At 68.2% G+C, this 12905-nt stretch carries 11 protein-coding genes; 1 reads left to right on the top strand and 10 read right to left on the bottom strand.

Annotated features, from left to right (window positions below; all coding sequences use genetic code 11):
* Positions 1-64 precede the first annotated feature (64 nt).
* Positions 65-1903, top strand: a complete 1839-nt coding sequence (locus ASC95_RS28980; RefSeq protein ID WP_057301176.1) for a right-handed parallel beta-helix repeat-containing protein — start codon at positions 65-67, stop codon at positions 1901-1903.
* Positions 1904-1924: 21 nt separating this feature from the next.
* Here ASC95_RS28980 and ASC95_RS28975 read toward each other — a convergent pair whose 3' ends face one another.
* From ASC95_RS28975 to ASC95_RS28930, 10 genes are all read right to left on the bottom strand, one after another.
* Positions 1925-2656, bottom strand: a complete 732-nt coding sequence (locus ASC95_RS28975) for a hypothetical protein (protein ID WP_157256566.1) — start codon at positions 2654-2656, stop codon at positions 1925-1927.
* 237 nt (positions 2657-2893) lie between these two features.
* Positions 2894-4687 (bottom strand): pilus (MSHA type) biogenesis protein MshL, encoded by a 1794-nt coding sequence (locus ASC95_RS28970; protein WP_057301174.1) that lies wholly within the window; start codon positions 4685-4687, stop codon positions 2894-2896.
* Positions 4684-5079 (bottom strand): hypothetical protein, encoded by a 396-nt coding sequence (locus ASC95_RS28965; protein ID WP_057301173.1) that lies wholly within the window; start codon positions 5077-5079, stop codon positions 4684-4686. Before ASC95_RS28965 ends, ASC95_RS28970 begins: the two co-directional genes overlap by 4 nt.
* Positions 5076-5795, bottom strand: a complete 720-nt coding sequence (locus tag ASC95_RS28960) for a hypothetical protein (protein ID WP_057301172.1) — start codon at positions 5793-5795, stop codon at positions 5076-5078. Before ASC95_RS28960 ends, ASC95_RS28965 begins: the two co-directional genes overlap by 4 nt.
* Positions 5792-6469 (bottom strand): hypothetical protein, encoded by a 678-nt coding sequence (locus ASC95_RS28955; protein WP_057301171.1) that lies wholly within the window; start codon positions 6467-6469, stop codon positions 5792-5794. Before ASC95_RS28955 ends, ASC95_RS28960 begins: the two co-directional genes overlap by 4 nt.
* Positions 6469-7461, bottom strand: a complete 993-nt coding sequence (locus tag ASC95_RS28950; protein WP_057301170.1) for a hypothetical protein — start codon at positions 7459-7461, stop codon at positions 6469-6471. Before ASC95_RS28950 ends, ASC95_RS28955 begins: the two co-directional genes overlap by 1 nt.
* The gene (locus ASC95_RS28945) at positions 7461-11084 is read right to left on the bottom strand and encodes a DUF6701 domain-containing protein (protein WP_057301169.1); all 3624 of its coding nucleotides are present in this window, start codon (positions 11082-11084) and stop codon (positions 7461-7463) included. Before ASC95_RS28945 ends, ASC95_RS28950 begins: the two co-directional genes overlap by 1 nt.
* Entirely contained in the window at positions 11057-11527 is a 471-nt protein-coding gene (locus ASC95_RS28940) for a hypothetical protein (RefSeq protein WP_057301168.1), read from the bottom strand. Before ASC95_RS28940 ends, ASC95_RS28945 begins: the two co-directional genes overlap by 28 nt.
* Entirely contained in the window at positions 11524-12327 is an 804-nt protein-coding gene (locus ASC95_RS28935; protein ID WP_162250879.1) for a type II secretion system protein, read from the bottom strand. The genes ASC95_RS28940 and ASC95_RS28935 overlap by 4 nt, the downstream gene beginning before the upstream one ends.
* On the bottom strand, positions 12317-12886 hold the full coding sequence (locus tag ASC95_RS28930; protein WP_057301166.1) for a prepilin-type N-terminal cleavage/methylation domain-containing protein: 570 nt from the start codon (positions 12884-12886) through the stop codon (positions 12317-12319). Before ASC95_RS28930 ends, ASC95_RS28935 begins: the two co-directional genes overlap by 11 nt.
* Between the last annotated feature and the right edge of the window lie 19 nt (positions 12887-12905).

The raw sequence follows: 12905 nt of genomic DNA, 5'->3' as shown, positions 1-12905 counted from the left end.
AAACAGTGGTAGCGTGCGCGACTCATGTTTGGTAGCGCTACCTTTTGGCGCTGGAGACCGCACGATGTCCTTGTTCCCCTCGCGCCGCTCGATTGGCGCTCTCGGCCTGCTGGCCGTACAACTCCTGGCGCCGGCCGTGATCGCCCAGCCCTCGGGCGGTCCCTACGGCCCGGTGCCACAGCGCTACGCGGTGCCCGTGGCGGCCCACGTCTATTTTGTGGCGCCCGACGGCAAGGCCGAGGCTGGCGGCAAGTCGGTCAACGAGCCGACCTCCATCGAAGCCGCGGTCGCGCGCGTCGTCACCGGCGACGCCATCGTCATGCGTGGCGGCACCTACCGCACCGGCGGCCTGCAGCTCAACCAGGGCATCACCATCCAGCCCTATCTGGACGAAGTGCCGGTGCTCAAGGGCACGCGCGTCGCCACCGAATGGCAGAGCCTGGGCAACAGCGTCTGGCGCACCCGGTGGGCCACGCTCTTCCCGGCGCAGCCGCTGGGCTGGTGGCAGCGTGATCGCGAAGGCATGAAGACGCCGCTGCACCGCTTCAACAACGACATGGTCTTCATCGACGGCGAACCGCTGCAGTCAGCGGGCTGGGAAGGTGAAGTCGGCGCCCGGACCTATTACATCGACTACGCCAAGGGCCATGTCTACATCGGCACCGACCCGGCCGGCCACCTGGTGGAGATCACCGCGCACGACATCGCCTTGCATCGCCCCTCGCGCCCAGTGCATGGCAAAGCATCCGACCGCAAGGGCCCGACACTGCGCGGCATCACCTTCACGCAATACGCCTACCGGGCGATCGACATCGAGGGCAAGAAACCGTCGACGCTGGTGTCCGAGGAGCCGACCGACGACCCCGTCGGCCCGTCACCCGAAAGCCAGCACGGCAAGGAGGTCGTGGGCACGCTGCTGGAGAACGTCACCATCAGCCATTGCTCGCGCGTGGCCGGCTATTTCCGCGGCGACGGGCTCGTCATCCGCAACTCCCTCATCAGCGACACCGGCACCGAAGGCATCTACGTCATCGGTTCGTCGGACGTGCTGCTGGAGCGCAACCTCATCCGGCGCAACAACGTCGAGCGACTGACCGGCTACTACCCGTCGGCGGTGAAGATCTTCAACCAGTCGCACCGCGTCGTCGTGCGCGACAACCTCGTCATCGAGCAGCCTTACTCCAACGGCGTCTGGTACGACGTGGGCAACCACGACGGCGTGTTCGTCAACAACCACGTCGAGGGCACGATGGCGGGCCTGTTCTTCGAGATCTCGAAAGGCGTCACGGTGGCCGGCAATGTGTTCGTGAACAACCAGCAAGGCATCCGCATCCTGAACAGCGCGGGCGCCAAGGTGCACCACAACACGTTCTTCAATTCGCAGGTGCTGATTGACCGCAACGAGCGCAGCGCCCAGGGCGACCACTTCGGCTGGCATCCGCAGACGGGGCCGGATGTGAACGAACGCGTCGGCCATGTGTTCGAAGGCAATCTGCTGGTTGCTGATGCCGGCGTGAAGGGGCCGCTGCTGCGCGTCGAACAGGCGGCGGTCACCTGCGGCAAGGTCACGCAGACCATGATGAGCCGCGTCGACGGCAACGTCTATCTGCGCGGCGGCAGTAGCCAACCGCTGATCAGCTGGGCGCCGCTGCCGGGAGCGGCTTGCCAGACCACTTTCGCCAGTCTCGACGCCCTCCGCCAAGCGGTGCCGGGTGTGGAAGCCAACGGCAAGGCGCTGTTTCCCTACGAAGGGGCGGTCTTCCGCAGCCCGGAACTGCGCCGCTTTGAACTCGCTCGTGTGCCGGAGGGCGTGCAGCCGGTGCCCGTACCCGGGGAGATACGCAAGCTGCTCGGTTGGGAGGCGACACATTTGCCGGGCGCGCTGCCGGCCAGCCCGCGCTGAGGGCACCCCGGCTCGAGCCTCCTAGTGGCGCTTGCGCCAGGCTTCAACCACACGCTCCGTCAGCGCATCGACCTCTCGCTGTTCGTCGACGCTCAGCACCGGCGGCGCCCAGCGACCCTGGCGCATCATCCTCTCGACGTTCTCCATCGAGTCGCGGCTTTCCTTGGTCGCCGCCGGGCCGGACATCTCAGTCAGGATGCGCAGCCACGCTTCCTTGTAGGCCTGCCGCTGCATCGCCGTCTCGCCCAGCGCGCCGAATGAATGGATGTAGGTCGACAACGCCTCCAGGTCGCCGTCCTCGGCGGTCTGCCGCACCTCGCGCTGCAGCTTGCCGAGCAGTTCCGGTGCGGCGACGGCCTGGTTGGCATGGGCGTTGAGCCACAGCAGGTACGCCAGCGCCATGCCAGGGAGCTCTCCCTCGTAGGCTCGCTTGAGAAACTCGCCCCTGCGCGCCAGGGTGGCCGTGTCGAGGAACTGGCAGCGTCGCTGCAAGTCCTGCTTCTCCTTGATCCATTGGTCCATGTTGGAGCCCGGGCTCTTCTCGAACACCTGCCGCAGCGGGCCGCCCTGGTCGCGCACGCTGTACGCGAATTCGATGGCCTGGGTCGCATGCTCGCATCGCTCGAGCACTTCGGCTGCCCTGCGCGCCTGCGCCGGCGTCGCGCCCTCTTCCAGCGCAAGCTGCACCGTGCGCAGTTCATCGGGTGTCGATGAGGCCGGCGTGCGCAGGGGCGGGGGAAGCGCAGCCGGCATGACCGCGCTCGCCGGCTGGGTAGCGGCATCGGCCTTCGCGTCAATGACCGGCCGTAGCAACGGTCCCTGGAGCGTTGCCGAGGGCGGGGCTGGCAGGGGCGGCGGCAGTGCGGTGGGCGCCTCGGCCGATCGGCTCAGCAGCCAGCTGCCTGCTACTAGCGCCAGTGCGACGGCTGCGACCGTCCAAGCCGTACGAATGGGGACGGATGCGGACCCCGCCACTTTTCCAGCTACCGCTTACTTCTGCGGCGCCGCCGCCGTCCCGTCCACCCGGATCACCCGGCGCGTACGGCCTTCGGTGTCGTCCAGCGACTCGCTGACGAGCCGGTTGTGCTGCTCCCAGTCCTCGGCGCTGCGGATGATGCTGGGCTTGATGAGGACGACGAGTTCCCGCTTGCGGCCGTTGTTGGCGCGGTTGCCGAACAGCATGGACGTCAGCGGGTTGCTGTCGGCACCCGGCACGCCGGAGCCGCGGCGAGTGGCTTCCATCTGCATCAGGCCGCCGATGGCAACGATGTGCCCGTCCGGGATGCGCACGACGGTGTCGCTCTCGTTGACGCTGGCGCTGGCCAGCGGCAGGCGGAAGTTGCCGACCGAGCCGAGGTCGACCTGCTTGATCTTCTCGGTCACGTTGGAGACCGAGGGGTGGATGTGCAGGGTGATCATGTCGGCCGCGTCGATCTGCGGCGTCACGTCCAGCGCGATGCCGCTGAAGAAGGGCGTCAGCGTCAGCGTCGGGATCTGGTTGGTGGTGCCGTTCGTGCCGTTGGTGCCGGTATTGGTGCCGCTGTTGCTGCCGCTGATGCCGGTGATGAAGTAGTCGTCGGTGCCGACCTTCAGAACGGCCTTCTGGTTGTTCAGCGTCGCGATGCGCGGGCTGGACAGGATCTGCGTGTCGCCATGGCTTTCGACGAAGGCCAGCAGCGCCTGGAAGCCGCCGCGCGCCAGCGCCAGGCCGAGGGTGCCGCCGCCAGCCGAGGGCAGGGGGATGAGGTCGGGCCAGGCCGGGCTTTGCGTGCCGCTGGACAGGGTGGGCAGCCCGCGCGTGTTGCTGACCAGCGGGTTGATGATGCTGCTGACGCCGCTCGGGATGGAAGGGTTGACGCTGGTCTGGCCGATGGCGCCGCGGTCGCCGATGCGCGACCAGTCGATGCCACTCTGGTAGCCCTCGCGCAGCTCGACCTCGACGATCTTGGCCTCCAGCATGACCTGGCGTTCGACGGCAATGCGAGTCGCCTTCAGCCAGGCCTCGACGTGGCGCAGCTCTTCCGGCATGGCGCGCACGGCGACCGTGCCGGTCTGCGGGCTGGTGATGACGGCGCGGCCCTCGCCGCTGCCGACCAGGGCCTTCAGCGCGCTGTTGGTCTCGCCCCAGAAGTCGCTTGAGACCTTGGTGCTGAGCTGGCTGCTCTCCTGCTGCTGCACCGTGGTCGTGCTGCCGCCGGTGGCGCTGCCGGTGTTGCCGCTTGCACCGGTGGCGCCGTTCTGGCTGCTGGCCGGCGCGGCGCCCGAGCTGACGCGAACCTCGCTGCGGCCGCTGCGCTGGTGGGCCAGGGCGTTGATCGTGAAGACGCGGGTCTGCAGCGTGGGCGGAAAGACGGTGATGCGGCGGCCGTCAATGGAATAGTCGAAGCCGTAGACGTCGCGGATGGCGTCCAGCGATTCGCGCACCGTGACGCCCTTGAGCGTGACCGACAGCTGGCCCGACACGCTGGGATGCACGAGCATGCTGTAGCGCGTGTCGCTGACCAGGGACAGGAAGACATCGCGGGCCGGCGCGCCATTGACGATGAGGTCGAAGCGCGGCTCGGGCGGCAGCGCGGGGGCGGGCGGCGGTACGGGCGTCGCCACCACGACCGGTGCGGGCACGCCAGAGGCAGCGGGGGCGGCGCGCTGGGCCTGCAATTCCTCGCGCAGGGCCTGGCTGGGCTGGGCGACGCGCAACGGCTTGTCGGCACAACCTGACATTCCTGCTGCCAGCAGCGCGGCGGCTGAGCTGGCCAGCAGGAATCGATGGACGGGGGCCTTCATGGCTTCTCCTTGGATTTCTTGACGCCGGACGCCGCCATGGCCGCCTGCGGGGGCGGGCGCTTCTCGACGCCGCCGTACAGCGGCTCGCGCCGGACCTGGCCGGCCTCACGCAGCCAGACGGCCTGTTCGGTGATGCGCTCGATGCGTGCGCCTTCGATCTGTTCGCCCACGCCATAGCGGCGGCCGCGCTGTACGACATAGGCACGGCCTCCCGCAAAGACGACCTGGCGGATGGCGTTGTCGGCCGGCTCGATGCCAGACGCGGCTGGTGCGGCCGAGGCCGCCATGGCGCTGCGCAGCGCGGGTGGCCAGGCCGTAGGGTCGCGCGTGGGTTCGTCGGCGGCCTGGGCCAGCGGCGCAGCGAACAGCAGGGCGATGAATGCCGCTCTCATGGCTGCACCTTCAGCAGATAGATCCGGGCCAGCAAGCGCGGCACCTCGTTCGGGCCGCTGCTGCTCAGGCGCATTTCGCCCCAGCGCAACGCCGGCAGTTCACGTTCCAGAGCCTGAACATAGCGCTGGGTGTCGCGGTAGCTGCCTTGCAACTGCAGCTCGACACCCTGCCAGCTCATCCCCGGCATGCTCGGCAGCGCGGCGTTGCCAGCTGCCGATGCCGATGCCGATGCCGACGGCAGGCTGACGGGCGTGTCGTCCAGCAGCGTCAGTCGTTCCAGTACCAGACCGGGCTGCTGGGCCAGCACACGCTGCAGCAGGGCCGACAGCCCTTCGGCGGGGTTGACGGCGCTGGCCTGGCGCAATTCGCTGTCCAGGCGCTGGCGCTCGTTGCGGGCGCTTTCGAGCTGGACTTGCAATTGCTCGGCCGGCGTGCCGCCGCTGCCGCTGGCGCTGATGAACTGCTCGCGCAGCTTGCTGATCTCGGCGGCCTGCTGCGCCTGAGCGTTGCTGCGCAGCTTGGCGCGGGCGGACTGCGGCGCGAGCACGAAGGAGTCGAACAGCAGGGCCAGTACGGCCACGATGCTGAGGAACAGGATGGCGCGCTCACGCAGGCTGAGCGCATCAATGCGCTTGGCCTGGCGTTCCCAGCGCTGCAGCAAGGGCGCGAGGCGGCGCCGCAGCAGCGCGAGATCGATCGTCGTCTGCGCCTTCATCGTGCGCCTCCGGTTGCGGCGCTGGCCGCATGGGCTGGCGCGCTGACCACGCGAAAGGCCCAGACCGGCAGGCCGGTGCTGACGAGCGGGCTGTCACGCGACAGCAGCGGGTTGCCGCCCGTCTCGGTGCCAGGTGCTCCCAGGCGCTCGACGCGCAGGGCCGACAGCTGTTGACCGGCCAAGAGCGGATGGACCGCGAGCCTGGCCAGCCAGGGCCTCAGCATGGCGGTGTCCAGTGTGCCGCCGACGAGCTCGACCCGGCCCGGCGCGTAGCGCAGCTCGCTGAGCCAGGCCGGTTCGGGCAAGGTGCGCGCGATCAGTGCGAGAAGGTCGGAATGGCGCTGCCCGGCTGCGTCGGCGCCCAGTACCTGCAGTAGGGCACGGCGGTCAGCGTTGCCGGCCGCCAGCGGCAGCAGTTGCTGCTGCACCGTGGCGGCATCCAGTGGCGCGGGCAGGTTGGCGCGGGCCACCGTCAGTTGCTGGCGCTCCGTCGCGTATTGCGCGAGGACGGCCTGATGCTGGGCTTCGGCGCTGCGGTCACGCTGTTGCAGCCACAGCGCCGCGGCCAGACCCGCCAGGCACAGCAGGCCCGTGGCCTGAACCAGTGTCAGCGCCGAGAAATAGCGCTTGGGTGCCAGCAGGATGGGCGTGAGCAGGTTGATTTGCTGGGCCATCAGAGCTTTCTTGTCTCCGTGCGCAGGGCGGCGCCCAGCAGCGGCAGGCAGGCGCCCAGGGCCTCTGCTGAGTCGCCCTCGGGGAGCGGGGCATCAGGCGCGAAGGCGGCCAGCGGATTCAGGGCTACCGTGCGCTGACCAAGTTCCCGCTGGATCAGCGTCGCGACCTCCGCGCCATGCTCGGCCGTGATGACGTACAGCCGCGCCAGCGGCAACTCAGGCCAACTGCGCTCCCAGACGTCGATGGAGCGTTGCAGCTCGACGACCAGGGGTGACTCCTGCGTGGTGCTGGCATCGAAGGTGCCGCCAGGCTGGTATTCGAAGCCCAGCGGCAGTTCGGCGGCGCCGGCATCGGCCTGCTCGCCACGCGCACGGGCCAGCAGGCCAGGGTCGCCTTCGAGGCGGCGCGTGTAGAAGAGCTCGTCGCCGGCGCTGACGACCAGCAGGCAGTGGCGTTCGTCGATATGGACAGCGGCGCAGGCGCGCGCGGCCAGATCGTCGGCACGGGCCTGGGCGGCGAGCAGGTTGCGCAGGGCCGTCTCCCAGACGTCGACGATGGTGATGTTGCCGCTGATGGCCGCAGCACCGTTCGTCAGCGCCTTGATGGCGCTGTTGCGGGCTGCAACGACAAAGAGCTGGCGCTGCGCGCGCTCCACGTCGCCGCCGACGTGCATGACATCCAGCGTCAGTTCGGCGACGTCGACGTCCACCATCTCCTTGATCTGCCAGCGCGCCGCGGCCTTCAGCTCCTCCGGTGGCACATTGGGGGTATCCACCTTGAGGATCTGGTAGTCGGCCGGGTCCAGCAGCGCGATGGCGTCGCCTGAGGTGACGGGTTTTGCCTCGCTCATCAGGCCCCAGCGCAGCAGCCGGGCCGGCTGGTCCTGGTCATGTCCGGGCGGGCCGTCGGTGAGCACGAAGGCATGCTGTTCGCCAACGCGGCGCAGCAGCAGGCGCTGGCCGTTGCGGCGGGTGGACCAAGGCCAGCGCATCAATAGTTCTCCCGCTGGTAGACGACGCCGTCGCTGCCGCGGTACAGGCCCCAGGTGGCGCGGGCGCTGGGGTCGCTGGTGGCGGCCGCACCGCACCAGGCGCCGCGCAGCGATGCGAGGTTGGCGCCGGTGGTGGCGGGCACCGCGGCGGCGACCCAGCCGCCACCCGTCTTCAGGCAGGACGCGTCGGTGGGCGTGGAGCCCAGGGCCACAGCCACGTCCATGCTGCCCAGGCGGCCACCGCCCGGGGCGGCCAGTGTGATGTAAGTTGGTTGCAGCGGGTTGACGACGACAGCGGTGTTGGGGACGTTGGGGTACATGACCGCATCCTGAGCGGTGAGGGTCTTGCGGAAGTTGCCGAAGCTCAGGTTGGCGGCGGTGATGCGGGTGCAGGAATCCAAGGCGTTGGTCACGAAGGCCGTGCCGTTCCAGGATTGGGCGGTCAGCGGCAGTTTCAGCGTGCGGTTGGCGGCGCTGAGCGCATTTTGTAGGCGCAGGCGGCCATAGCGCAGGGGGATTTGCCCGACCACGGGCAAGAGCACCGAGGCACGGTCATTGCCCGCCACCGCGTCGGTGTCAAGGTCGAAGGCGGCCATGCCGACACCGTCCAGGTCGGTGGGCGCGATGCCGAACTTTGTGTTGTCGAAAGGTCCGTCGGGTGCGGCCGAGCGCAGGGCTGCGGCGGTCAAGGTCACGACGGCGGCTCCGGCGGCTGGATCGCCCACGGCCGGCCAAGCGCCGGCGACGGCCGCAACGGTCAGCCGCCCGGCCGGAAAGCGCGTCGTGACACCTCCTGTCGTGTCGACGCCAGCGAGATTGAAATTGGTGGCCGCGATATCGAGCTTGCTATAAATGTTGCCGGCGTAATTGCGCGTCAAACCGCCTTGTGCATTGACGGCGCTGAGCGTGAAACCGAGGCTGAAGTTTTCGTTCAGATAGGTGAAGGCGGACGCTGGCGCACACGCCAGCGTGGCGCGGTGGGTGATGACACCGGGCGTCACGGTGAAGCCCGCTGGGATGAAACGGCCGATCGTTTCGCTGGCTGCACTAGCGGTCGCGTCGCCAGCGCCAAGGTAGTCGCCACCCGCCACCGTTCCCTTGAGTGACATCAGGCCGACCTCACGGTAATCGAGGTTGGTGACGTTGGCGACCCCGTTCGTGAAGGACGTGCCGGCCACGGTGTTGTTGTCGAGAGTGCCCAGGAAGCCGCCGGCCGGCGCAACGAGCGTGGGGGTCAGCAGTACGCCCGCCGGCACTGCCTCCTTGCCGAAGTTGGGCGTGGCCACGAGATTGGAAGTTAGGGCCGTGATGCGCGCACTGAAGGGCGTGCCTGCTCTGACGAAGATGCCCGGTGATGCCGCGGAACCATTGTTCGCGACGCCGGCAGGCGTCGTGATTTGCGTAACGGAAAAGCCGGCCGGTTTGGTGACGAAGGCCTGGCTGCTGCCGTTGATCAGGTCGCTGCCGCTGCCAACGCTGGCTGTGAAGTTGAAATGCAGCAACGTCTTGCCGACGTCGGCGAATGTGAGCTTGAAGGGCGCGTTGCCGTTGTTGTCGAAGGCCATGGCCACCGGCGTGTAGCTCAGCGTGGCGCCGTTGTTGTTGCGCTGGATCACCGTGCTGGCCTTGGCGGCGAACGTGCCAGGCGTGAAGCTGGCGATGGTCATCAGATTGCTGCCGCTGCAAGTGGTGGGGTCGCTGCACTGGTAGGCCCAGTTGACGTTGTTGCTGCCCGTCAGGGCGGCCTCGCAGGCTTGCGTGCTGGTGCCGCTCTTGACGGCACGCAGGTAGTAGAAGGCACCGGTCTGCGTGCCGGCCGTGTGGGCTGGCAACGCTTTCTCCGCGCCGCTGACGGCGTCTGAGACGATAAAGCCGGCACGCTTGAAATTGGTCGTGCAGCTGTTGGCCGCCGCGCAGCTGACGCCGTCCGGGCAACAGCGCCGTAGGGTGGAGGCGGTGGTCGATTCGGAACCCAGCGTGACGGTGACGTCGGTGTCATCGGCACCGCCGGCCAGGCTCAACGTGGCAGTCGCCAAGCCGTTGTTGAAGGTGACGGTGCCGGGGCTCAGCGTGCCTGCCGATGTTGTCAGCACTGCGGTGCCGTTGATCGACGTTTCGACGCTGCAGGAACTGGCATTCGTGGAGCAGGCCTTGACGGTCACGGTGGTGGGCAGGCAGGTCAGGCTGTTCTTCGGCAGCGACAGTTCGTAGTGGTCCAGCGGCGGCAGGCAGACGCGCGAGATCGCCGCCATGTCAGCGGTCAGCTCCAGCGCGCTGATCTCATAGTTGTAGACCCGCATTTCGTCGATGAGGCCGTTGGCCGACCTCAGCGTGCCATTGGTGGGCGCAGTGCTGCTGCGGTTGTCGCCGACAAAGAGGGTGCCGATGCTGTTGTCCAGGCTGCCGCTGGTCGTCGCCGTCGTGGCGCCGATCTGAACGCCGTTGAGATAGATGCGCAGCGTGCTCTGGTTGGTGCCGGCAGCCAGGTTCCAGGTGACGCCGATGTGCTTCCACGTGCTCGCGGCGACGGACTGCACCGGCGTGGCAGTCGACACCACGAGCCCGTTGCTGTCGGTGATGGTCAGGCGCAGGGAGCCGTCGCTTTGGCGCACGAGGAAAAAGGGCTTGCTCGTCGACGTCGTCGCGTCCAGCAGCATGGCCGCCGAGTTGTTCCAGGCCGTGCTGGCGTCGTACCAGAAGGTCACGGCGCCCTTGTCGCCGATGCCGGAGTTGACGTCGAGCAGCGTGTCCACTGCGTGGCTGGCGCTCGTCGTGTCGGTCGGGATGCTGAGCGAGCGGCAGACTTTGGCCGTGGCCGATGTGGCCGCGTTGCCGACGCGCACCCCGTTGTTGCTGTTGCCGCTGCTGTCCGCGACCTCGCCGACGCGGCCGCTGTAGTTCCATTCGTCGAAGCGGTACTCGGCGCGGCGCGTCGGCGTGCCGTTGGGCACGAACCAGCGGATGGCGCTGCCGTTGGCGTTGTAGCCGCTGTTGTAGGAGTACTGGGTGGTGTCGCTGCTGCTGACCTGCACGCCGATGGTGGCGTTGGAGCCGCTCGCATTGGCGTTGCCGTACTGGTACTTGAACTCGCCGTTCTCAAACAGGATGATCTGGAAGGTGTAGGGCGTGCTGGTGTTGTACTGATAGACACCGTTCCAGGACACGACGACATAACGGTTGGGCGCCGTGCCCTTCTGTTCCCAGGTCACGCCGCCGCTGCCGGCGCGGCTGGGGTCGAGGTCGGTCCAGTAGGCCAGGATGACGTTGGTCGTGGCCGCCGCAGCGCAGCCACTCTGCGTGTCGGCCGTGCTGGCCGGCAAGGCGGTGTTGGTGTAGGTGCGAAAGAACCCGGTGTCGGTGCCGAACTGCAGGCCGCCATTGGTCAGCACGCGCACCGCGGTGTAGGCCGTGCCGGCGAAGGTGAACTTGAAGCCGCCGGTGAAGGTGATGGTGGCCTTGTCGTCGTCGCCTGGGTAGCTGGTACAGCTGCGGTCCCAAGCGAGGGTGTTGGCGGCCGTCTCCCACGCATAGCTGTCGCTGCGAAAGGTGTAGCTGGACGCGGCCTGCGCAAAGCCGCACAGCAGGGCCAGGGCGATCAGCAGGAGACAGCGGGCGGTGTGCATGTCTTGTACGACAAGGTACGGCTGAGCTGGCGCTCGGCATAGGTGGGTTCGGTGGTACTGCCGTTGGGGCAGGCGCCGCCGCTCGCGATGTTGCAGGCGGTGGCCTGCACGACGTAGAAGGCCAGCTGCTGCTCGCCGTCGACCACCGTGCCGGCGGCCGGATTGCGCGCGCAGCTGACGGTGACGGTGAAGTCGGACAGCTGGTCGGGCAAGGCGATGCTCTTGGTGGCGAAGCAGGCCGGCTGGGCGGCGCCGCGCAGGACCTGGTAGCTACCCCAATCCAGCCCGGCCAGGGCGGCCTGGTAGGCCTTGGTTGAGGCCAGTTCGCCGGCCGAGCCCAGCTGCTGACGCTGGCTCAGCGAGGCCAGCGCCACGCCCAGCGCGGCCAGCACCACGAGGATGAAGAGCATGGACATCATCGTGAAGCCGCGCTGCGTTCTCATGGCAGGTTGTCCACGTGGACGGTGTGGTACAGGGACACCGTCTCGCCGTAGCGGGTCAGCGAGATTTGCAGCGAGGCGAGGGCGTAGCGGGCCGTCGCCGCGCCGGTGCTGTAGCTGAAGCTGCAGGCGGTGACGTTGCGGGCCAGCACGGCGGCGGTGCCTGCCGGCGGGTCGGCCTGGCTGGCTGTCGCGGCATAGCCGCTGTAGCGGGTGAGGGTGCCGGCGGCGATATTGCAGGTGTAGCTGACGGGTGGCTCGATGGCATAGACGCGATACGGCGGCGACTGCAGCGCATTGGACAGCGCTGCACCTGCGACGCCGATGTTGACGGCATTGCCCGCGGCGTTGCCGGAGACGCGCACGTTGTCGCCGGCGTAGGCGTCGGCGTCCGGCGTGTCGGCGCCGAGGTTGTACCAGGCCAGCTTCTGGCTGGCATGGCTGATCGCGAGCGGCGGCCCGACGATGGAGAAGTTGGAGATGGGCGCGACGCCGAACTGCAAGGCAGCGGCGCCGGCGGTGGCGTAACGCGCCGCTCCGCTGACGGGGATGAGCTCCAGGCTGTTGCCCTTCACGCGCACGCTGTTGGGCAGGGCGCCGGACAGGTCGCGTGAGATGCGGCGCAGCGCGGTGTCGGCCTGTTCGCCGAGCTGGGCGCGGTCGTTGCTGGCGAAGTAGGCATCCGTCGCCGGCACGATGAAGACCGAGACAATGGTGATGACGATACCGGTGAGGACGATGGTCATCACCGCCTCGATCAGCGTGAAGCCTCGCTGGCGCGAACGAGTGCGTTCAGTTCGCATCATTCGGGGCAAAGCGGGTGCGCCAGCCTTGCAAGGTCAGCGTGCTGCTGTCGGGCGCAGTGACGGTGACGGTGATCTTCAACGCCTCGCCAGCCACGACGTTATCCAGGGCGGCCGAGGTGACGGCGATCGAGGCGCTGTAGCCGCTGAGGCCCGCGATGGCGGTGTTGGTCACGTCGCGAATACCAACCATCGAGAAGCCGGCGTAATCGTTGACGTTGTCGAACGGGGTGGTGCCGTAGCGGGTCTCGCCTGGCTCGGAAACGCCACTCTCGACGAGCGTTGCGCACCCGGTTGGCGACACCGTGGCCGACGTGGCCGTCGCGACATTGGCGTCGTCGGGATCGCACCAGGTGAAGTTCATCAGCTCCACCTCGCGCAGCAGCGACTCGGCGATGGCCAGCTGCTGGCGGCGGATCATGGGATCGGCGCTCGCCGTCGTGGCCGTGACGAAAACCTTCAGCAGTGCGGCCAGCGCGATGCTGACAACGACGATGAAGAGCAGGAGTTCGATCAGGCTCAGGCCGCACTGGCGCGGCCGACGGGGCAGGGCCGGCATGCGCGGGATGCTAGCCGAG

Origin of the sequence: Pelomonas sp. Root1217 (assembly GCF_001425705.1) — a bacterium.
Classification (GTDB): domain Bacteria; phylum Pseudomonadota; class Gammaproteobacteria; order Burkholderiales; family Burkholderiaceae_C; genus Pelomonas.
The sequence above is the reverse complement of the archived record's forward strand: the minus strand, read 5'-3'. Positions and strand labels throughout refer to the sequence as shown.